Origin of the sequence: Microbacterium esteraromaticum, from assembly GCF_014084045.1 — a bacterium.
In the GTDB taxonomy this organism is placed as follows: Bacteria; Actinomycetota; Actinomycetes; order Actinomycetales; family Microbacteriaceae; genus Microbacterium; species Microbacterium esteraromaticum_D.
Window position 1 is genome coordinate 1,829,685 of the sequence record NZ_CP043732.1, and the last position, 21,590, is coordinate 1,851,274.

Annotated in this window: 20 protein-coding genes; 9 read left to right on the plus strand and 11 right to left on the minus strand. The window is 68.2% G+C overall.

Annotated elements, in window-relative coordinates; genetic code table 11:
• Window positions 1-7: 7 nt before the first annotated feature.
• The gene (gene upp, locus FVO59_RS08675) at window positions 8-640 is read right to left on the minus strand and encodes a uracil phosphoribosyltransferase (RefSeq protein WP_182252272.1); all 633 of its coding nucleotides are present in this window, start codon (window positions 638-640) and stop codon (window positions 8-10) included.
• A 23-nt stretch (window positions 641-663) separates the two neighbouring features.
• Complete coding sequence (locus FVO59_RS08680; protein ID WP_182252273.1) at window positions 664-1,437, minus strand: IclR family transcriptional regulator; 774 nt, start codon at window positions 1,435-1,437, stop codon at window positions 664-666.
• A gap of 227 nt (window positions 1,438-1,664) precedes the next feature.
• On the opposite strand from FVO59_RS08680, the gene FVO59_RS08685 reads away from it, so the two are divergent.
• The 6 genes from FVO59_RS08685 (at window position 1,665) to tadA (ending at window position 9,711) form a co-directional block, all read left to right on the plus strand.
• Entirely contained in the window at window positions 1,665-2,510 is an 846-nt protein-coding gene (locus FVO59_RS08685; RefSeq protein ID WP_259363113.1) for a carbohydrate ABC transporter permease, read from the plus strand.
• On the plus strand, window positions 2,507-3,412 hold the full coding sequence (locus FVO59_RS08690; RefSeq protein ID WP_182252274.1) for a carbohydrate ABC transporter permease: 906 nt from the start codon (window positions 2,507-2,509) through the stop codon (window positions 3,410-3,412). Before FVO59_RS08685 ends, FVO59_RS08690 begins: the two co-directional genes overlap by 4 nt.
• 37 nt (window positions 3,413-3,449) lie before the next feature.
• Window positions 3,450-4,736 carry a sugar ABC transporter substrate-binding protein gene (locus tag FVO59_RS08695; RefSeq protein ID WP_182252275.1) on the plus strand — a complete coding sequence of 429 codons (1,287 nt, stop codon included), beginning with the start codon at window positions 3,450-3,452 and terminating at the stop codon, window positions 4,734-4,736.
• Between the two features lie 90 nt (window positions 4,737-4,826).
• Window positions 4,827-7,079, plus strand: a complete 2,253-nt coding sequence (locus FVO59_RS08700) for an FAD-dependent oxidoreductase (RefSeq protein ID WP_182252276.1) — start codon at window positions 4,827-4,829, stop codon at window positions 7,077-7,079.
• Window positions 7,080-7,119: 40 nt separating this feature from the next.
• Complete coding sequence (locus FVO59_RS08705) at window positions 7,120-9,168, plus strand: alginate lyase family protein (RefSeq protein WP_182252277.1); 2,049 nt, start codon at window positions 7,120-7,122, stop codon at window positions 9,166-9,168.
• A gap of 111 nt (window positions 9,169-9,279) precedes the next feature.
• Window positions 9,280-9,711 carry a tRNA adenosine(34) deaminase TadA gene (tadA, locus tag FVO59_RS08710; protein WP_182256640.1) on the plus strand — a complete coding sequence of 144 codons (432 nt, stop codon included), beginning with the start codon at window positions 9,280-9,282 and terminating at the stop codon, window positions 9,709-9,711.
• A gap of 5 nt (window positions 9,712-9,716) precedes the next feature.
• Here tadA and FVO59_RS08715 read toward each other — a convergent pair whose 3' ends face one another.
• From FVO59_RS08715 to FVO59_RS08755, 9 genes are all read right to left on the minus strand, one after another.
• Window positions 9,717-10,607, minus strand: a complete 891-nt coding sequence (locus FVO59_RS08715) for an alpha/beta hydrolase (RefSeq protein WP_182252278.1) — start codon at window positions 10,605-10,607, stop codon at window positions 9,717-9,719.
• Between the two features lie 20 nt (window positions 10,608-10,627).
• A complete protein-coding gene (locus tag FVO59_RS08720; RefSeq protein ID WP_182252279.1) occupies window positions 10,628-11,599 on the minus strand; it encodes a cation diffusion facilitator family transporter in 972 nt (323 codons plus the stop codon).
• Window positions 11,600-11,609: 10 nt separating this feature from the next.
• Window positions 11,610-12,836 (minus strand): NAD(P)/FAD-dependent oxidoreductase, encoded by a 1,227-nt coding sequence (locus tag FVO59_RS08725; protein WP_182252280.1) that lies wholly within the window; start codon window positions 12,834-12,836, stop codon window positions 11,610-11,612.
• Between the two features lie 2 nt (window positions 12,837-12,838).
• Window positions 12,839-13,432 (minus strand): isochorismatase family protein, encoded by a 594-nt coding sequence (locus tag FVO59_RS08730; protein ID WP_182252281.1) that lies wholly within the window; start codon window positions 13,430-13,432, stop codon window positions 12,839-12,841.
• A 96-nt stretch (window positions 13,433-13,528) separates the two neighbouring features.
• Window positions 13,529-15,106 (minus strand): ABC transporter substrate-binding protein, encoded by a 1,578-nt coding sequence (locus FVO59_RS08735; RefSeq protein ID WP_182252282.1) that lies wholly within the window; start codon window positions 15,104-15,106, stop codon window positions 13,529-13,531.
• 42 nt (window positions 15,107-15,148) lie between these two features.
• Window positions 15,149-15,985, minus strand: a complete 837-nt coding sequence (locus tag FVO59_RS08740) for an ATP-binding cassette domain-containing protein (RefSeq protein WP_182252283.1) — start codon at window positions 15,983-15,985, stop codon at window positions 15,149-15,151.
• Complete coding sequence (locus FVO59_RS08745; protein WP_182252284.1) at window positions 15,985-16,785, minus strand: ABC transporter ATP-binding protein; 801 nt, start codon at window positions 16,783-16,785, stop codon at window positions 15,985-15,987. The genes FVO59_RS08740 and FVO59_RS08745 overlap by 1 nt, the downstream gene beginning before the upstream one ends.
• Window positions 16,786-16,794: 9 nt before the next feature.
• Window positions 16,795-17,691 (minus strand): ABC transporter permease, encoded by an 897-nt coding sequence (locus FVO59_RS08750; protein ID WP_220465654.1) that lies wholly within the window; start codon window positions 17,689-17,691, stop codon window positions 16,795-16,797.
• On the minus strand, window positions 17,688-18,602 hold the full coding sequence (locus tag FVO59_RS08755) for an ABC transporter permease (protein ID WP_182252285.1): 915 nt from the start codon (window positions 18,600-18,602) through the stop codon (window positions 17,688-17,690). The genes FVO59_RS08750 and FVO59_RS08755 overlap by 4 nt, the downstream gene beginning before the upstream one ends.
• 245 nt (window positions 18,603-18,847) lie before the next feature.
• Here FVO59_RS08755 and FVO59_RS08760 point away from each other — a divergent pair, with 245 nt between their 5' ends.
• Genes FVO59_RS08760 through proC form a run of 3 tightly spaced genes read left to right on the plus strand, consistent with a single transcriptional unit; the run spans window position 18,848 to window position 21,505 of the window.
• The gene (locus FVO59_RS08760; protein WP_182252286.1) at window positions 18,848-19,453 is read left to right on the plus strand and encodes a helix-turn-helix domain-containing protein; all 606 of its coding nucleotides are present in this window, start codon (window positions 18,848-18,850) and stop codon (window positions 19,451-19,453) included.
• 37 nt (window positions 19,454-19,490) lie between these two features.
• Window positions 19,491-20,606 carry an NAD(P)/FAD-dependent oxidoreductase gene (locus FVO59_RS08765; protein WP_182252287.1) on the plus strand — a complete coding sequence of 372 codons (1,116 nt, stop codon included), beginning with the start codon at window positions 19,491-19,493 and terminating at the stop codon, window positions 20,604-20,606.
• A gap of 59 nt (window positions 20,607-20,665) precedes the next feature.
• Entirely contained in the window at window positions 20,666-21,505 is an 840-nt protein-coding gene (gene proC / locus FVO59_RS08770) for a pyrroline-5-carboxylate reductase (RefSeq protein WP_182252288.1), read from the plus strand.
• Window positions 21,506-21,590 lie beyond the last annotated feature (85 nt).

The following is a 21,590-nucleotide window of genomic DNA, read 5'->3' on the forward strand; positions in this document are numbered from 1 at the left end:
CGGGGGATCAGACCGTGCCGTACAGGCGATCGCCTGCGTCGCCGAGACCGGGCACGATGTAGCCCTTCTCGTTCAGGCGCTCGTCGAGTGCTCCGAGCACGAGGGTGACGTCGGCATCGCCCACCAGCTTCTCGATCGCGGCGACGCCCTCCGGGGTGCCGAGGAGGCAGATCGCGGTGACGTCTTTCGCACCGCGATCGAAGAGGAACTGGATGGCTGCGGCCAGCGAGCCGCCCGTGGCGAGCATCGGATCGATGGCGAAGCACTGCCGGTCGCTGAGGTCGTCGGGCAGACGCTCGGCGTAGGTGGTGGGCTCGAAGGTCTCCTCGTCGCGCACCATGCCGAGGAAGCCGACCTCGGCGGTGGGGATGAGCTTCACCAGGCCCTCGAGCATCCCGAGGCCGGCACGCAGGATGGGCACGACGATCGGCCGCGGCTCGGCGATCTTCACGCCGGTGGTGGTCGTCACGGGCGTCTTGACCTCGATCGGGGCCACCTTGACGTTGCGCGTCGCCTCGTATGCGAGCAGGGTCACGAGCTCTTCGGTCAGCTGACGGAAGACCGGCGACGGAGTCCTCTCATCCCGCAGCACCGTGAGCTTGTGAGTGATGAGCGGGTGGTCGGCCACATGAACGCGCATGGGAACAGATTACCGGGCGCGACTCACGAGATGGGTCCGTGGTAGCCGAGGCCCGAGCTGATGCGATCGGCGGTCTCGAGCACGAGTCTTCCGAGCTCCTGCTCGCGTGTGCCGAGGTCGATCGTGGTGAGCGGGCCTGAGATCGAGATGGCCGCTGCGATCTTGCCGAACTGGTCGAGGATGGGTGCCGCGACCGAGGCGCGTCCGAGCACGAACTCCTCGAGCTCGGTCGCGTAGCCACGGCGCGTGATCGCAGCCACTTCGCGGTCGAGGTCGTCGTGCGAGGTGATCGTCGATTCGGTGAACTGCGGAAGCTCGGGGAGGAGCCCGAGACGCGACGATCTGGTCGAGCCGACCAGAGTCGCCTTGCCGATGCTCGTCGCATGCAGCGGCACACGCTGCCCCATCAGGGTGTGCGACTTGGGTGAGCGCAGCCCCTCGAAGTTGCACAGGTAGACCACTTCGGCTCCGCGCCGCAGAGCGATGTTGACGCCGAGCCCCAGCTGTGCGGCGAGATTCTGGGCGATCTGGCGTCCGACCCGGTGGACGGCGTTCTGGTTGATCGCGATGCCGGCCAGCGTCATCAGCTCGGAACCGAGGAAGTACAGCGACGTGAGCGGATCGCGCTCGACCAGACCGCCGGATTCGAGTGTGGCCAGCAGGCGGGATGCCGTGGACTGGCCGAGCCCCGCCGCTCGCGCGACATCTCCCACGCGCATCGGCTCGCCGCTCGAGAACGTCTCGAGCACCGAGATCGCCTTCTCGACGCTCTGATTCGTGCCCTTCTCGACGGTCATCCCGTCACCTCCTCATCAGCCTGCATTACAGCAGTCTATGCACATAGTGCATAGAAGTTGCAAGGCGTGGTTACTTCGTGCACTGTGTTCATGGCGCCGCAAGGCGCAAGAGACGCTCGAACACCCGAAGGACGATGATGACCTCAACGCGCGAGGACGCACCCGCGTCTGGCGCTCGCCTGCGGCGCGGTGCTGCGCTGACAGAGCGTACGTTTCTGACATTCCTGTTGCTGCCCGGCCTCGTGCTGCTCTGCGCGATCGTGCTGTATCCGCTCATCCGATCGCTGATCTCGGCGTTCTTCGACGAGAGCCTGCTCTACCCCGGCATGACGTTCGTGGGCTTCGAGAACATCGCGCAGGTGCTCGACGCGGACTTCGGCCGGCTCGTCGTGCAGACCCTGATCTTCACGGTCGGCGCGACCGTCGTGCCGTTCCTCATCGGGCTGGCGCTGGCGCTGGTGCTCAACCAGACCTTCCCCGGGCACCGGGTGCTGCGAGGGGCCTTCCTGATCCCGTGGCTGATCCCCGGGGTCGTGGTGTCGTTCCTGTGGATGTGGATCTTCGACGCCAACTACGGAGTGCTCAACGGCATCCTCATGAACCTCGGCGCCATCGACAGTCCGGTCGCGTGGCTGTTCTCCACCGACACGGCACGCACGGCGCTCATTGCGGCGAAGACCTGGAACACGTTCCCGTGGATCATGGTGATGCTCCTGGCCGCACTGCAGACCGTGCCCGCCGAGCTGCACGAGGCGGCGGCGATGGACGGAGCGGGCACCGTGCGACGCTTCTTCGCCGTCACCTGGCCGCACATCAGCGGCGTCGCCGGACTGGTCGTGCTGCTCGAGTTCATCTGGAACTTCCAGCACTTCGACACGATCTTCGTGCTCACCGGCGGTGGACCCGCCGGCACGACGAGCACCTTCGCCACCGAGGTGTACGACACGGCGTTCAAGGCATACGACCTCGGCCACGCGGGTGCACTCGGCATCGTCTGGATGGCTCTGCTCACGGTGCTCGTCGTCGTCTACGTCTGGTTGTCCGAGCGCACCGAGAAGGAGGCCCGCCGATGAGCGAGGTGCTGACCCCGCCCGTGTCGGACGCCGACGAGCGGCAGCGGCCGAGACACTCCGCGAAGCCGCGGCGAGGCGGCATCCGCCGTATCCGCTGGGGCATGTGGATCACGCTCGCCGTGCTCGCACTGTTCGGCTTCGCCCCGGTGTACTGGCTGCTGGTCACGTCGCTCACGCCCGACCACCTGGTGTTCCAGTTTCCGCCCAGGCTCATCCCTTCTGAGCTCACCCTCGACCACTACGCCGCAGTGTTCGGCAACGAGGCGATCTTCGGGTACCTGCGCAACAGCGTCATCGTGTCGGTGATCACGGCGGTGCTCTCGGTCGTGGTCTCGATGTACATGGGGTACGCCTTCTCGAAGTACCGCTTCCGCGGGCGCAAGTCGCTGATGTACTTCGTGCTGTCGAGCCAGATGTTCCCGCAGGCGCTGCTGCTCGTCACGCTCTACCTGGTCTTCGCGCAGTTCGGGCTGCTGAACACGTACCTCGCACTGATCCTCTCGTTCGCGACGTTCACGCTGCCGCTGTGCGTGTGGATGCTGAAGGGCTTCTTCGACGCCCTGCCGGACGACCTCATCGAGGCCGCGCGCATCGACGGCGCCGGCCCCTGGCGCATCTTCCACTCGATCATCTTCCCGCTTGCCGCGCCGGGCCTCGTCGCGGCAGGTCTGTTCGCGTTCGTGCGCGGGTGGAACGACTTCATCTTCGCGCTGACCCTCGCAGGCCCCGACAAGCAGACCCTGCCCCCGGGTCTGGTGAACACCTTCATCTCCGAGGCGAGCACCTCGTGGCCCGCGCTCATGGCAGCCTCGCTCATCGTGTCGGTGCCCGTGTGCGTCGCCTTCATCCTGCTCCAGCGCTTCCTCGTCGGCGGAATCACCGCCGGCGCCGTCAAGGGCTGATCCCCCCTTCCGCACCACTCGATTCAAAGGAGAACCCATGGCCATCGACCTCTCGCGCCGCGACCTGCTGCGCTATTCTGCCCTCGGACTCGGCACCGTCGCCGCAGCCGGACTCGTCGCCTGCGCTCCCGGCGGAGGCACGGCACCGGTCGCGACTCCCGGCGCCGGAAAGGCGACCGACTTCACGTTCGGATCCTGGAGCCTCTCGGAGGAGGCCGCGAAGCCCGCCGTCCAGGCCGCGCTCGACGCATTCGCCGCCGACAAGGGGATCAAGATCCCGACCAGTGTCTATCCGTACAACGACTATCTGAACCAGCTGACCCTGCAGGTGCGCGGCGGTCAGTTCACCGGTGCCGCGCAGCTCGACGTCGCCTGGCTCTCGGCCATCGCCGCGCTCGGCAAGCTGACCGATCTCTCGGCCTTCGCCAAGGGACGCGGCTACACCGATGCCGCGCTCGGCGCCGGCCAGTTCGGCGGCAAGCAGCTCGGCCTGCCCTGGACGATCGGTGCCGTGGGCCTCATCGGCAACGCAGAGCTGTTCGACAAGGCCGGAGCCTCGCTGACTCCGGCGACGATCGAGGAGTTCGAGGAGGGCCTGCGGGCGCTCAAGGGCATCGGGGTGACTCCGTATGCGGCATCGACCAAGGCGGCGCAGCTGAAGGACATCGTCGTCTGGATGCAGACGTTCGGGTCACCCATCGTCGAAGACGGCAAGGCCGCGATCGGCGATGAGGCATCGGTCAAGGCCGTGGAGTGGTACAAGAAGCTCTACGACGAGGGACTCATCGCCCCCGACGTGGATCGTGCGGCGGCCCGCACCCTCTTCGCCCAAGGGGCGGCCGCACTGTACGACGACGCCCCCGTCGGCAAGTCCGCCGTCGTGTCGCAGTCGCCCGACTCGGCCCTCGGCGACAAGATGACGCCGATCGCCCGACCTGTGCTCGCCGCCGGCGACACCCCGCAGCACGTGCTGTGGGGACACCTCGTCGTCGTCGTCGACGGAGACGGCGCGGGAACCGCCGCCGACTTCGCGCAGTGGCTCACGAGCGAGCCCGAGCAGACCGTCTCCTACTTCGAGGCGCTCGGTCTGCCGCCGACCACGGACGAGGCGCTGGGATCGGATGCTGTCGCCGCGAACACCTTCGTTCAGAGCTTCACCGAGAAGATCACCTCGACCGCGACCGCCAGCCCCCTCTGGGCGAATCCCGCGTACGGGCAGATGGAGTCTGCGATCGCCGAGCAGGTGCAGGCCGTCCTGATCGGTCAGAGCTCGGCCACGGACGCCATGTCGAAGGCGGGATCCGCTATCGACGCGCTCCTCTGATCGATTCACCCGACCGGGGCGGCGGGCACGCCGCTCCGGTCATACGCCTCTGCGCGCCCGACGGGCGCGAGATCCAGACCTGAAGGAACCATGCGCACTCAGAACGTGAACTCCGACATCACCGTCATCGGCGGTGGACTCGCAGGCGTCTGCGCGGCGATCAGCGCCGCGCGACTGGGAAAGAAGGTGGCGCTCATCGGCAACCGGCCCGTGCTGGGCGGCAACTCGTCGTCGGAGGTGCGGGTCTGGGTGGTCGGGGCGACCTCGCACGGGGTGCAGCGCTATGCGCGCGAAAGCGGCGTGATCGGGGAGCTGTACGTCGAGAACCAGTATCGGAACCCGGAGGGCAACCCGATCATCTGGGATGAGGTCGTGCTCGACGCCGTCCGCGCCGAGCCGAACATCACGCTGTTCCTCAACACCGACGTGCGCGAGGTGGACACCGAGGAGCGCGACGGCGAGCGCGTGGTGGCCAGGGCGATCGGCTGGACCATGGGATCCGAGCTTCTCACCACCTTCACCAGCCCGTACTTCATCGACTGCACCGGCGATGGGTTCATCGGCTTCCTCGCAGGGGCCGACCATCGGATCGGACGCGAGGCCGCCGCTGAGTTCGATGAGGCGTGGGCGCCGGAGACCGCCGACGACGAGCTGCTCGGCTCCACGATCCTCTTCTACACCAAGGACCTCGGGCGGCCGGTCGACTTCGTGGCCCCGGACTCCGCGAAGGACATCACCCAGACACCGATCCCGACCTCGCGGATCCTGCGCTCCGGTGACTCCGGCGCCCACTACTGGTGGATCGAATGGGGCGGGCATCTCGACACCGTCCACGACAACGAGGCGATCCGCGACGAGCTGCGTTCGGTGATCTTCGGCATCTGGGACTACATCAAGAACTCAGGCAGATTCGACGCCGAGACGCTGGATCTCGAATGGGTCGGCACCATACCGGGCAAGCGGGAGTACCGACGCTTCCTCGGCGACCACGTGCTCACTCAGAACGATATCCTCGACCAGGTCGATCATCATGACGACGTCGCATTCGGCGGCTGGTCTATCGACCTGCACCCCGTCGAAGGCATGTACGCCACCGCGGCTGGTGCGCACCAGCGCTACTCGGACGGCATCTACGGCATCCCGTTCCGCAGCTATTACTCGCGCAACATCGACAACCTGCTCATCGCAGGACGCGACATCTCGGCGACGCATGTCGCCTTCGGCTCGACGCGGGTCATGGCGACCTGCGGCGCGGGCGGCGAGGCGGCCGGAACGGGCGCCTCGCTCGCCCTTGAGCTCGGGGTGCGCCCGCGGGTCGTCGCCGATGCGCACTCCGCCGACCTGAGGCAGCTGCTGCTGCGTCAGGATGCCTCGGTGTTCGGGGTGCGCAATGCCGACCCGGCCGACATTGCGCGTACGGCGAGCGTCACCGCCAGCAGCGTCATGCGCAGCATCGATCCGCTTGATCAGGTGCCGGGCGCCGAGCAGACGGAGCTGCCTCTCGAGACCGACACGGGCGTGCTGCTGCCCGTCGATCCGCGGCTCGACGCGATCGACGTGCTCGTCGCGTGCCGCCGTGACACGGTGCTGAAGGCACAGCTGTGGACGACCCGCCACCGCCAGAACGCCGTGCCCGTCGATCATCGGCTCTCGGTCGAGACCCCTGTCGTGGCATCCGACGAACCGCAGTGGGTGCGGGTGCCCCTGGAGTGGGCGCCGGGCGATCCCGAGAACGTCGTGATCGTCTTCGAGGCCGATGACGCGCTGTCGTTGATCCTGGCAGACGCGCAGGTGCCGGGGGTGCTCGCCCTGCCGCGACGCGCTCAGGCGGATGGCGACCTGAACGTCGCCGTCGACATATCCGAGCGCGTCGTCGCCTGGCCGGCGATCCCGCTGCGCGGGCGCACGCCGCGACTGCGGCTGCTGCCCGAGACCGAGGCGTACGTCCCCGAGAAGTCGGTCGGCGGATACCAGCGGTTCTACGGCGGTCCGAACGAGTGGGTCTCGCAGCCGTTCTCGGGCGAGGAATCGCTCACGCTCGAGTGGGACGAGCAGCAGGCGATCCACAGCATCCGGCTGGTCTTCGACGACGACCCCGACGTCGAGCTGAACACTCTGCACCACCACCGCACGCCCGATCGGATCTTCCCCGAGCTGGTCCGCGACTACGTGATCGAGGCGCGGTCCGCGGCCGGCTGGACCGACCTCGTGACGGTCACCGCCAATCGGCGCCGGCAGCGGGTGCACGAGATCGACCCGATTCAGACCGATGCGCTGAGGCTGCGCATCACGGCGACGAACGGCGCCGCACAGGCGCGGGTGGTCTCGGTGCGGGTGTATTGACCTCTGACCGCCCCGGTCAGGTAATGAGAAAGGAACACCGATGACGAAAAGTCGATGGAGATCATCGCTCTCGGCGATCTTGGCGCTCACACTGGCCGCGGCGGCTCTCCCCGCCGTCGCGGCGAGTTCCGCCGCAGCGGCCGACGGCACGCTGCGCGACGGGTTCGACGAGCTCGGCGCACACTGGACCCAGTCCGCGGGCGTGTGGGAGGCGACCGACGGCGCCGCGCGGGTGGTCACCGCAGGCTCGCCTCGCGGCTCGATCCTCGCACTCACCGACCATCGCCTCGCATCCGTGAGCACGGCGACCGCGACCTTCTCGACGGAGGGCGGCGGCGCCACGGCATGGGCGGGATTCACCGTCGACCGCAATCTGGTGAGCGACGATTACACCCAGTCCGGCTACACCGTGCTGGTGCGCAACAACGGCGAGGTCGCTGTCATCGCCGCAGCGGGCGCTTCGGCCGTGCGCTACCTCGGCACCGCGCAGACCGCGGCGGCGCCGGGCACCGCACCCGTCACCCTCACCGTCGCGCTCGACGGCGACGATCTCGACGTGTCGCTCGGCGGCGAGCACGTGCTCTCGGTATCGGATGCCGCGTTCACCGGCGGCGGTTTCAGCCTGGCGGCGCACCGCGATCTGAAGATGATCGCCGACGAGGTCTCTCTCACCGGTGTCGTGGAGCGCGACGAGCCGACGGTGACCTACCCCGACTGCAAGGCGTGGTCGGGCGCCGCCGAGCCCGGCGCCGAGCGCGGGGTCGTGCTCAACAGCGACGAGCGCATCGCCGCCGTGACGCGGCGGATCCAGACGGATGTCGAGCCGCAGGCCTCGGCATTCGATCGCCTGCTCGATGAGACCGCCGACGATCTCGCGCGCACCCCGAACGCGCCCGAGACCTTCTTCGTGCCGTTCTTCTACAACAACCCCGATGCTCACCGCGCCGCGCGCGACGGGCTGCAGAACGATGCCAATGCGGCGTACCGGCTCGCGCTGGCGTACCGCATCACCGGCGACGCCGCCTACGGCTCGCACGCGGCGTCGTTCATCGACGCGTGGACGTCGACGCTCGAGTGCGTGCGCACCTCGGAGGATTCGGCATTGGCCTTCAGCTACCACTTCCCGGCCTTCGTGTACGCCGCCGAGCTGCTGCGCGGCACGTCGGCGTGGACGACCGAGGCCGAGGCGCGGTTCGCCGGGTTCGTGCGTGAGACCGCCATCCCCGTCGCCGAGTCGATCATGCATCGCGAGAACAACTGGGGCAGCTGGGCGCTCGAGACGAAGACCGCGGGTGCCGCGTATCTGGCCGACGAGTCGCTCATCCAGGCAGCCGGCGAACGGGCGTTTCAGCTGCTGGAACACCAGATCGATGCGAACGGGCACCTTCCCGAGGAGGTCGGGCGCAACAACGGGGTCGGCGACTATGGCATCTGGTACACCCACTTCTCGCTGCTCCCGCTCATGCTCGTCGCCGAGACGCTCGAACCGCACGGGTACGACCTGCACTCGTACGTCAACGCGAACGGGGCAGGCCTTGCGGACGCCGTGGCTGAGGTGAGCGGCTGGGTCGCCGACCCGTCGACGTTCGAGTACTACTCCGGCGACGTCGCGGGTCTCGCGAACGTGCGCACGATCGACTACCTTCGTGCGGCGGGGATCCGGGCGCACTCCATGAGCTACTTCGAACTCGGTGCGAACCACTATCCGTCCGCTCAGCTCGACGCTCTGCTCGCGGAGGAGGGGCCGATGACGACGATCCACTCGGCGCCGTTCCTGAGCCTCACCCACGGTTCCATGGCGACTCCGGATCTCGAGCCGCTGGTGCGCACTGCGGTGGACGTGCAGTGCGTCGGTCCGCGTGTGAAGGTGAGGGTGGATGCGACGAGCATCGCGGATGAGCCGATCGACGTGACCTTCGATGCCGACTCCGCCATCAGGAGCGAGGAGGGCGTGCTGCCGGGCGAGCGGGCGCGCAAGGTGTTCGTGATGACTCCGGAACAGGCGGACGGCACGATCGAGGTGACGGCCCGCACGGCCGACGGACACGCGGTGACGGCGACGGTCGAGTACGACGTCGTCTGCCGGTGAGCGACTAGGCGCCGCTGAGGCCGGTCCGCGTCCTTGGGCGCGGGCCGGTCTCGGGCGTCGGAGTACACTTCCTGAGCGATGATGACCACGACCGATCCCGGGCGCCGGGCGATGACGCGCGCTCTCGCGCTCGCCGCTGCGGCGGGAGCGGCGGGCGACGTGCCCGTCGGGGCGGTGGTTCTGGATGCCGGTGGCCGCATCGTCGGCGAGGGCCGCAACCTGCGCGAGCAGACCCATGACCCGACGGCACATGCGGAGATCGTCGCGCTGCGTGCCGCGGCAGAGGCCAACGGCGGCTGGAATCTTGAGGAGCACACGCTCGTCGTCACGCTCGAGCCGTGCGTGATGTGCGCGGGCGCGATCCTGCAGGCGCGGATCGGCCGTGTGGTCTTCGGCGCCTGGGACGACAAGGCGGGGGCCGCAGGTTCGATGTACGACGTCCTGCGCGACAGGAGACTGCCGTATCGGGCCGAGGTCGTCGGCGGGATCCGGGCCGACGAGGCCACGATGCAGCTGCGCGCCTTCTTCGAGACCCGGCGCTGAGCCCGTCAGCTGCCGGCCGTGGCCGCGTCGGCCAGGCGCGCGACGAGCGTCAGGTACCCCTGCGCGCGCGGGTCGAAGTAGCCGGCGTGCGTCACGCCGTGCTCGTCGACCGAGCTCTGCGAGGCGTGTCCCTCGACCGAGATGCCGACGACGGTGGCACCGTCGGGCCCTGGCGCCTCGCCGCCGTCGCAGTCGTAGGTGATGACCCCCCTGATGCTGCGGGGGTCGACAGGGTGCTGGCCGAGCCGGCCGAGCGGCGCGATGCTGTCGTTCGCCCCCTCGGTCGCGTGCACGACCACGTCGCCGGCGGCGATCGCGTCGGCCACGGCGCCGGCCGCCGGATGCGTCATGCCCGCCGAGGCGATGGAGAATGCGGTGCGCACGTCGTCGGCGATGCCCATCGCGAACATCTCGCCCAGCAGCGTCGACGAGTACGAGTAGGTGACCACGGCGATGTGCGCATCGCGGTTGCGCTGCACCAGGTGCTCGATGTCCACGGCGAGGCGGGCGGCGCCGATCGTGGCATGCCGGGTGGCGAGGGCTGAGACGTGGGTGCCCGAGTCCCACGCGAACCACGCGATCGTCGCGACGGAACGGGGCGCTCCCCGCGCGACGCAGGCGCGGATCACATCCGCGCACACCCGCTGCGCAGCATCCGCCCACCCGGGGAACTGTCCGAGGTCGGTGTCGATGCCGTGCAGCAGATACACCACGAGCTCTGCGCTGTCGACGTCGCCGAACGTCATGACGGCGTGCGGCTCTCCTGCCGCCATCGAGAACGCCGACAGGCGGGCCTGCGGGTCGGCGACGAGCACCTTCTTCAGGTGCGCGAGCTTGTCGGCGACGCCCTCGAGCAGATCAGGGCGCGCCAGAGCGGCGTCGAGCTCTTCTCTCACGGCTGCGGTCCGACCGTCGATCAGTCCGACGAGGGGAAGACGAATGCGTCGGTCGAGGGCTCCGGGTCGAGCGATGGCCGGTACACGTCCGGCTCGAGATAGATCACGCGCGCAGCGGGCACGGCATCCCGGATCCTGCGCTCGATCTCATCGATGTCGGCTGCCGCCTCGCGCACGGTCTTGTCGGCGGTGAGGGCGACCTTCGCCGCCACCATCAGCTCGTCGGGTCCGAGATAGAGCGTCTTGATGTGGATGAGCTTCTCGACATCGGGACCGTCGACGATGGCGTCGACGATGCGGTCGTGATCCGCCCGGCTCGCGCCCTCGCCGATCAGCAGGCTCTTCGTCTCGATGGCCAGCACGATCGCGATCAGGATCAGCAGCAGACCGATCATGAGCGTGCCGAGAGCGTCGAACAGCGGGTCGCCCGTGATCAGCGTCAGGCCCACCCCGAACAGGGCGAAGGTCAGGCCGACGAGGGCGCCGGTGTCCTCCAGCAGCACCACGGGCAGCTCCGGGGCCTTCGCGTGGCGGATGAACGACGTCCACGACTGGCCCTTTCCGCGCACCAGATTGCTCTCGCGGACCGCGGTGCGAAGCGAGAACGACTCCAGCACGATCGCGATCACCAGGACGGCGATGGGCAGCCACCACCAGGTGTGGTCGATCTCGTGCGGGTCCACGATCTTCTGCACGCCCTCGTACACGGCGAACAGGCCGCCGAGCGAGAACAGGATGATCGAGACGACGAACGCCGACACATAGCGCTCGCGACCGTATCCGAACGGGTGCGCGCGGTCCGCCTCGCGGGTGGCGCGGCGGTTCCCGAGCATCAGCAGCAGCTGGTTGCCGGAATCGGCGACGGAGTGGATCGCCTCGGCGAGCATGGATGCCGAACCCGAGAGCGCCCACGCGACGAACTTGGCCAGGGCGATGCCCATGTTCGCCAGGAATGCCGCGATGATCGCCTTGCTGCCACCGGATGCGCTCATGGTGCCGAGTCTACGACCCCGCCGTGCCCACTTCATGGGGCGCGGCGGGGTCGCAGAGGGCGCGTCGGTCGTCCGGCGTCGCGAACCTAGCGGACGAGTCGGCTCTGCTCGGCGTCGTCGGCGAATCTTCCGAGCTCGGCGGTCTGCAGGTAGAAGCGATCGGGTCGCATGCCCGCCAGCTCTGCGACGTCCTCTCCATCGAGCACCTCGCGAGCGACGACGTCCGCCCAGATCGGGCCCCACCCGATCCCTCCGTGCGAGAGCACGTGGTACAGGCCCGACACCCAGGGCAGCCCCCGACGACGGGCCCGCCCGGCGGGATGGGCCGGATTCCGACACGCGTCGCCGAGACGCCGACACCGTCGAGCGAGGGAATGGTCTTCGCCACATCTGCGATGATGCGCTCGGCCGACCAGCCGTTCGCCCCGTGCCTGCTCGTCATCGACTCCCCGCGCCAGTGGATCGCGAGCCCGCCGCCCGGATGCGGACGGGAGAGCCAGGTCGGCGAGTTGAGTACGGCAGAAGGCGCCAGAGCCGGATCGACCGGGTCCGTGTAGATCATCAGCCCAGGCACGATGTCCAGAGGGAGGGCCACACCGGCGAGGGCGGCGATGTGGCTGCCCCAGCTGCCCGCGGCGTTGATCACCAGATCGGCTTCGATCCGCTCACCGGATGCCGTCACGACACCGGTGATCCGATCGCCGGCGCGCAGGAGATCGGCGACGGCGGTCTGCTCGCGCACCGTTCCGCCCAGAGCCTCGAGCCGGCCGATCAGCCGGTCGATCAGCGCAGGGGCGTCGACCCAGCCGCTCTCGGGCTCGAAGACGAACTCGGTGTCGTCGGCGATGCGCAGCCCGTGCATCCGCTCGCGTGCGGCGGCGGCATCCCACACCTCGAGCTCGACGCCCCGTCGGATGCAGGTCGCGGCGAGCTCGCGGAAGGAGGCTCGCTCATCGGGAGCCCCCCAGGCGAGCGTCCCGCACCAGTGGATCCAGTCGCCGCCGAGCTCGTCGGCGAGCTCCGCGAACCGGGGATGAACGGTGGGACGGAGCGCCGCCCGCCCTGCATCCTCCGTCCACGCCCGCTGCGGAAACGAGGAGAGCCAGGCGAACGAGGAGCGACTCGTGCCGTGCGCCCGTGCGCCCGCCTCGAGCAGCACGACCGACGCTCCCCGCTCCTGCAGCCGGTACGCGATGTGCGCTCCGACGGAGCCGGCTCCGATGACGACGATCTTCATGCTCAGGCCCTCTGCTCGGCCGTGAAGGCCGCGACGACCTCCGCGACGCTGCGCACGCGGCCGATGTAGGGGAGCACGTTCTTCAGCGACCCCTCGTGCCCGGCAAGGCTCGCGGCGCCCATGGCGTCCTCGACCGCGATGACGTCGTAGCCCATGTTGTAGGCGCTCCGGGCCGTTCCCTCGACACCGAAATGCGTCGAGATGCCGGCGATGACGATCGTGTCGATGCCGTGTCGCCGCAGCTCCAGGTCCAGCTCGGATCCGTAGAAGGCGTCGAAGCTCCGCTTGACGACGACCGGCTCCGTCGGGAGCGGCTGCAGCTGCGGAACGATCTGATCCCATCCCTCGGGGCGCGTCGGCCGAGCGGGTCGCGCGACGTCCATCTTCGGGTGAAGAGCGTCGGATTCGTCGGGCAGGAAGCTGGTGCGGACGTAGACGACCAGTCCGCCGCCGGCGCGCGCTGCGTCGACGATGGTCGAGACGCGCGAGATCACCTCTTCGGCGGAGTTCGGCACGGAGTCGTGACTGGCGACGCCGTTCTGCATGTCGATCGAGATGAACGCGGTGCGGCGGGGGTCGAAGAGCGGCTCGGTCATGTGTGTTCCTTAGGTCGTGAGTTGAGCGGTGCAGTCATGGCAGGAGGGGTGTGCGCGGGTGCCCGGCCGGCACCTGCGCACACCCCTCCTCGGGGGTTAGTTCAGAGTGATGTCGTCGAAGTAGGTGCGGTCATCGAGACGGGGCTCGAACTCCACCCGGGTCGACACTCCGTATGCGGCAGGCAGCTGGTACAGGAACACGTGCGCGCGGTCGTCTGCGATGATCTGCAGAGCCTCCTGATAGTTCTTCTCGCGCAGGTCCTGATCCATGCTCATGTTGGCCTCGTGCAGCAGGTCGTTCACCTTCGGGTTGTCGTAGTCGGCACGGCCGACGTTCGCCGGGTCCCCGGCCAGATAGTGACCGACGGAGTACTTGGCGTCGAGCAGGGCATCGGCGAGACCGATGATCATGCCCTCCCCGAACGTGTTGTTGCCGAACGCGTCGCTCATCGCGGCGCCTTCGAGCACCTCGAGCTTGACGGTGAACCCGGCCTCCTCGAGCATCTGAGCGATCATCTGCGTCGCATCCGAGTCGAGCGGATACCTGTTGTTCGGCGCGGTGATGTTCAGCACGATGGGCTCGCCGGTCTCGGCCTCGACCTCGGCCACCAGCTCCTTGGCGCGCTCGAGGTCGTACACGAAGGTGTCCTGGAGGTCGGGGTTCGCGCCGAAGATGCCGACCGGCACGCGGGAGCGGATCGGCTTCGCCGCGCCCTTGTACAGGCCTTCCGTGATCTCCTCGTTGTCGATGGCGAGATCGATCGCCTCGCGCACCCGCTTGTCGGCGGTGATCCACCCCTGCTTGTTGCGCAGGAGCATGAGCATCGTGCGGGTCGTGTCGCCGAACACGACGTCAGCGCTCTCCTCGGTCTCGAGGCGGTCCCAGTCGACCGGCGGGATGTCGGTGATGATGTCGACGCCGCCGGTCAGCAGCTCGCCGATGCGGGTGGACGCCTCCGGGATCACTCGGAACTCGACCTCGTCCCACTTCGGCTCGCCGCCGAAGTAGTCGTCGTAGCCGTCGAGGATGATGCGATCGTCGGGCGTCCACGATCGGATCTGGTACGGCCCCGATCCGATGGGAGCCTTGAAGAACTCGTCGAGGCCGATCTCCTCGATGAGCTTCGACGGCATGATGTCACCGCCGCTCTTGGCCAGGAGACGGATGAGGGTGGGCATCGGCTCCTTGGTCTTGATCTGGACCGTGTGCTCGTCGACGGCGGTGACATCCTCGATGCCGTTCCAGTAGAGGTACTCGAGCAGTCCGTCGTCGTCCGAGGGGCGGTTCAGCGAGAACGCCACGTCGTCTGCGGTGAGCGGGTCGCCGTTCTGGAACGTCACGTCGTCGCGGATGTGGAAGACCCAGGTGAGGTCGTCGGTCTGCTCGTACTGGGTGACCAGATCAGGCTGGGGATTCATGTCGTCGTCGATGGTGAACAGACGGCTGTACACGTTGCGCATGATCCGCTCGCCGGGGGTCTCGACGAGGTTCTGGGGGTCGAGCGACTTGAAATCAGAGCTCTGCGCGAGAACGAGTCGCTTGACCTCGCTGTCGTCGCCTCCCTTGTTCGCCTCCTCGAGGTCGCTTCCCAGCGCGCACGAGGTGAGCGCGAGCGCGGCGACAGCCAGTGAGGACACTGCTGCGATGCGCCTCTTCTTGGATGATTGCGTCATTTCTCCTCCTGTGGAGAGTCGGTGGTGCGGGTAGGGGGGTGTTCAGGCTTCGGTGTCGTGCGGCATGAGTCTGAAGGGAACGATGTCGCGGCTGACGGCTACCAGGCGCTGCGTGTAGGGATCCGCGGGCGTCTGCAGCACCTGCGCGCTCGGCCCCTCTTCCACCACCCGGCCGCCGTTCATCACCATCACGTCGTCGCATATCCGCTCGACGGCGCTCAGACCGTGGGCGATGAAGACGATCGAGAGTCCGAGGCGCTCGCGCAGGTCGGCGAGAAGCTCGAGCACCTGCGCCTGGATCGAGACGTCCAGGGCCGAGACCGCCTCGTCGCACACGAGCACCTTCGGCTTGAGTGCGATCGCCCGCGCGATGGCGATACGCTGCCGCTGGCCTCCCGAGAACTGGTGGGGGTGGCGATCGAGGGCATCGGCATCGAGTCCGACGAGCTCGAGCAGCTCGGCGCAGTGCTCCCAGAGCGCGTTCTTCGAGTCGAAGGGCACGTGGCGCAGCGGCTCCCGCAGGAGCTGGAAGACATTCATGCGGGGATTCAGCGAGGAGTACGGATCCTGGAAGACGACCTGGATGTCGCGTGCGATCGATGCGCGGACACGCCGCGAATGCATGTCGATCTCGGCTCCGTCGAACATCATCTGTCCCGCGTCGGGTGTGTCGAGGCCCATGATGATGTTCGCGAGGGTCGACTTGCCGGAGCCCGACTCGCCGATGACTCCGAGCACCTTCGAGCGGCGAAGGGTCAGATCGACTCCGTCGAGAGCCTGGATCTCGAGGGCCTTGAGCCCTTTCCGTACCCGGAACGCCTTGCGGATCCCTCTCAGGGTGAGGATCGCGTCCGTTGCGTCGATGGTGTCGGCTCCCATCACTTCTCCTCCTCGAGGACGAGCTTGCGTGCAGTCGCGAGCGAGGACGCGGCCAGCAGCCTCTTCGTGTAGGGGTGGGCAGGCGCCCCCAGCACCTCCGCTGTCTCGCCCTCCTCGACGACCTCGCCGAGGTACATCACGATGACGCGATCGGCGAGCCTCGCGACGACCCCGAGGTCGTGCGTTACGAAGAGGAGCGCGGTGTTCATCCGCTCGGTCAGCTCGTACATGAGCTTGAGCACCTGGTACTCGATGGTCACGTCGAGGGCGGTCGTCGGCTCGTCCGCGATGAGCAGTCGCGGCTGGCGCACCATCGCCATGGCGATCATCGCGCGCTGACGCATGCCGCCCGACAGCTCGTGCGGCATGGCCCGCGCGACGCGCTGCGGGTCTCGCATGCCCACCTCGTCCAGGATGCGGAGGACGTCCTCGTCCCGGACACCCGGAACACCCTCCTTGATCTGCCGGCCGAGGCTCATCAGCGGATTGAGCGCGGTCAGCGGCTCCTGGTACACCATCGAGAGCTGTGTGCGCAGCAGCCTGCGGTGCTCCGACGGGGTCATGGAGAGCGTGCTGCGTCCCTCCCAGCTGATCTCACCGCTGCTCACCTGGAGGGCCGGGTCGAGCAGGCCCATGACTGAGAAGCAGGTCAGGCTCTTTCCCGATCCGGATTCGCCGACGATCGCCACGCGCTCGCCGGGGTGTATGTCGAACGAGACATCGTTGACCAGCGTGAGCGAGGGGTCGTTCTTCGGTGTGACGACGAGGTTCTCGACGCGGAGAAGGGGTGTCTGCTGCATGGTCATTCCTCACACCGTGGTCTTGAGCCGAGGGTCGAGCTGGGCGCGAAGCCAGTCGCCGATGAACAGGATGCAGAGCACCGTGAGGGTGATCGCCAGGCCAGGGAACGTGCTCACCCACCACGCGGTGGCGAGGTAGTCGCGTCCGCCCGTCAGCATCAGGCCCCACGACACATCCGGCGGCTGGATGCCCAGCCCGAGGAAGCTCAGGGATGACTCAGTGACGATCAGCGCCGCAACGCTGAGGGTGGAGAGCACGACGAACGTGGGGACGACGTTCACGAGGATGTGCCGCGTGGTGATGAACAGGTTCCCCGAGCCGAAGGTTCGTGCGGCCTTCACGAACAGGCGCTCGCGGATCTCGAGCACCTCGTTGCGCACCTGGCGGGCGTAGACCACCCAGGTCGTCAGACCGAGCACGATGATCAGGGTGGTCACGCCCGGGTTGAGGATCGCGAGCACGGCGAGGATCAGCAGGATCGTCGGGATCGAGAGGAAGGCGTCGACGATCCGCATCAGCACGGCGTCGACCCAGCCGCCGAAGTAGCCGGCCACGATGCCGACCGTCACGCCGATGACGCCCGCCACGGTGACGCCGAGCACCCCGACGAGGATCGAGATCCGCGAGCCGACGATCAGCCGCGAGAGGATGTCGCGCCCGAGGTTGTCCGTGCCGAGCACGTGGACGGCCGGATCGGTGGTGAAGGGAGGCAGCAGCGCCTTCGTGACGTCGATCTGAGCAGGGTCATGAGGCGTCACCCACGGCCCGATCACCGCCAGGAGGCAGATGGCGGCCAGGATCGCCATCGACACGCGCGCGGGCCAGGTGGCCGAGCGCAGCAGGGAGGCGCGCTTCTTCGGTTGACGGATCGCATGGGTCGACTGCGGTGCATCGGTGCCGGTCACAGCTGGATCCTCCGGTCTGAGAGGCGGAAGATGACATCGCCGCACAGGTTCACGACGATGATCATCAGGGCTACGACGAATACGCCGGCCTGGACGACCGGCAGGTCCTTGTTGGTGACGGCCTGGATGAGCAGCATCCCCAGCCCCGGCCAGGCGAAGACGGTCTCCACGATGATCGCGCCGCCGATGAGGCCCGCGAACTGCAGGAGCACGATGCTGGTGACCGGAACGAACGCGTTGCGCAGCGCGTGCACGCGAAGCACACGCGACTCGGTGATGCCCTTGCCGCGCGCGGTGCGCACGTAGTCGTTCCCGAGCTCCTCGATCACGCTGGATCTCACCAGCATCATGATCTCGGCGGCGACGCCTGTGGCCAGGGCGACCGCCGGAAGGACCAGGTGGGCGATCGAGCCGGAGCCCGAGACGGGAAGCAGGCGCAGTCCGACGGAGAAGACCAGGATCAGCATGATGCCGAGCCAGAAGTTGGGCATCGCCTTCGCCAGCACCGAGATGCCGAGCAGCGAGTTGTCCAGTGCGCTTCCTCGGCGCACCGCGGCGATGACGCCTGCGGGGATCGCGAAGGCCACGGCCAGCGCGATTCCGCTGATCGCGAGCGTGAGGGTGACGGGCAGGCGCTGCAGCACGAGCACCAGCGCCGGCTGACCGTAGCGGTAGGAATCGCCGAAATCACCCTGGACGACATGCCAGAGGTAGTCGACGTACTGAACGACTATGGGCCGGTCGAGGCCGAGCGCGTGGCGCGTGGCGGCCACCTGCTGGGGCGTGGCCTCCTCGCCGAGCATGCTCGCAACCGGATCACCCGCGACGTTCACCAGCACGAAGACGAACGTGAGGATGATCAGCAGCACAGGGATCGCTTCGAGCACCCGTCGCAGCAGATAGTTCAGCACTCGGCCTCCTGGCGTTGGGATGGGGTGTGGCGAGCGGCGACGTTCGCGCCGCCTTCGCGAGATTGGTCACGAACATAGCGACGATGTCCGTGTGCGTCAATACTGCACAAGTAATGTGGAGTGTGCAGGCGACTTCTCCGGGTTTTTCGGTACTCTGTCGCAGTTGTGTGCAGAATATGCGTACGCTCCGTGAGCGGCATATGCTGTGCGCGTACATCGTTGGGAACGAACCCTTCGGAGGGGATATGGAGAACGGCGCCGATGCGACGCTGGTGGCTGTCGGCAGCCGGCTGCGCGACATCCGCAAGGAGGCGGGGCTCAGCCTGCGCGATCTGGCGACACGGTCTGGGATGTCGGCCAGCTTCCTCTCGCTCGTGGAGCGAGGGGAGTGCTCACTGTCGCTGACTTCGCTGTTCGGCATCGCCCGAGCGCTGGAGATCGATCCCGCAGACGTCGTCGGGGCGGCATCGAATGCGGCTCCGGCTCAGGCCGAGTTCGGGATCTGGCGCGCCGGCGATCGTCCGAAGCCCAAGAGCGTCGTGGGCGAGCGGGAGTACTTCGCCTTCTCGGCCGCCGTCGCGCAGTCCGGCCTGCGGCCGATCTTCCTCCGGATCCACCCCACGAAGGTCGCCCTGCCGAGGCTGAGCCACGAGGGCGAAGAGGTCGCCGTCGTCCTATCCGGCACATTGACGTTCGAGCTGCGCGACGAGATCGTCGAGCTCGGCGCGGGCGACGCCATACATCTCAGCTCGCAGACACCCCATACCATCCTCAACCGCACAGACGGCATCGTCGAGGCGATCTGGCTGTCGGCAGACGGCGACGCCTCGGCGCATCACCCGTCGTACTGATCGCTGCACAGCCACCTCACCAGCAAGGAGAACTGCCATGGCCTCGAGCCCCACTGCCATCGTGATCGGAACCGGCGTCGCCGGCGCTTCGACGGGTTTCGCTCTCGCGAGGCGCGGCGTCGACGTCACCATGATCGAATCGGGGTTCGAGGCGCCGGCGACGGCCGCCGGCGCCGGGATCATCCAGCCCTGGAGCTCGGCGGTCGAGGGGGGGTACTACCGCTATTACGCGGCGGGAGCCGACTTCTACGACGAGCTGATCCCGCGCCTGGCCGAAGTGGGCATCGACGACATCGGCTATCGCCAGTCGGGGGCTCTCGTCGTCAACCGCGAGGCGAGCCTTCTCGACGAGGTCGAGGAGCGCGTGCACAGCCGGATCGGCGCCGCACGTCTCGCGGGCGAGGTGTCGCGGGTGTCCGAGGCGCGTGCGAAGGAGCTCTTCCCTCCGCTCGGAGACGGCTTCGAGGGCATCCACATCTCGGGCGGCGCGCGCGTCGACGGGCGGGTGCTGCGCCGTGGGCTGCTGGACGCGATCGAGCGGCTCGGCGGAAGGGTCGTCGAGGGAACGGCGACGCTCGAGCCCACCGCCGACGGACTCTGGGCGGCGGTGGTCGACGGTCGCCAGATCGTCGCTGACAGCATCGTCCTCGCCGCCGGCGCTTGGACCAACCGCCTGCTGGAGCCTCTGGGCAAGCGGGTCGCGATCGAGCCGCAGCGCGGTCAGATCACCCACCTCCACGTTGGTTCGGTCGATACCCGCTTCTGGCCGTCGGTGCACCCGATGTCGGGTCACTACATGCTCGCGTTCGACGACTCGCGAGTGGTGGTCGGCGCGACCAGGGAGCCGGGCACCGGCTTCGACCCGCGGGTGACGGCGGCCGGGCAGCGAGAGGTGCTCGAGAACGCGCTCGCCGTCGCACCCGGCCTCGCCGATGCGACGCTGATCGAGACCCGCGTCGGCCTTCGCCCGATGCCCGAGGGCACGCTGCCCGTCGTGGGGGCGATCGACACGATGCCGGGTGTCTACCTCAACGCCGGCTTCGGCGCGGGCGGACTGACGATGGGCCCGATCGTCGGAGATCAGCTCGCCGCGATCATGCTCGGGCAGGCGGATGCTCCTTCCGAGGGGATCCTCGCGCCCGTGCGACTCTGATCGCAAGAGCTCGTCGCTGCCGGCCGACTCGGCTGAGTGGGCCTCGTAGGATGGGCGGCATGGTCGATTCCCTCCCCTCACTCGCATTCCTCGGAGCAGGTTCCATGGGAGGCGCGATCCTGCAGGGGGTCGTCGCCTCGGGCGTCGCGGTCGACGGCGGCATCATCGCCACCAACAGGACCCGCGAGAAGGCGGATGCCCTCGCGTCCCTCCCCGGAGTCGCCAGCATCGCCCTGGAGGAGAATCCCGACGGCAACGCCGAGGCGACCGCCGCGGCACGGATCATCCTCGTCGGCGTGAAGCCCGCCATGGTGCCCGACCTGCTGCGCGAGATCGCCCCGTCGCTGCGCGACGACGCGATCGTCGTGAGCCTCGCGGCAGGCGTCACGCTGGCGACCTTCACCGACGCGCTCGGCGATCGCGCGCACACGGTGCGCTCGATGCCGAACACCCCGGCCACGGTCGGGCGTGCCGTGACCGGCATCGCGGCAGGTCCCGCGGCCACCGAAGACGACATCGCACTCGTGCGCGCCCTGTTCGAGCAGGTCGGCGCGGTCATCGAAGTGCCCGAGTCGCAGATTGACGCGCTGTCGACGGTCTCCGGTTCCGGTCCCGCGTACGTCTTCCTGCTGATCGAGAAGCTGACGGAGGCTGCGCGGGGGATGGGATTCTCGGATGCCGATGCCCGACTCATGTCGGAGCAGACGTTCATCGGCGCGGCCGCCCTGCTGGCGGCATCCGGAGAGGATCCGGCCGAGCTGCGCCGCCGCGTGACCAGCCCCAAGGGCACGACGGAGCGGGCAGTCGCGGTGCTGCAGGCCGCCGGGCTCGACGGCGTCTTCGCCGACGCGACCGCCGCAGCCCTCGCCCGTGCGAAGGAGCTCGCTGCCGGCGCCTGAGTGCGGCTGTCTGGGGACCCGGGCGCCCGCGATCGAGAACAGGACGGTTGCCCGGGGCAGGACGAATTCCGGGCATCCGGCCTGT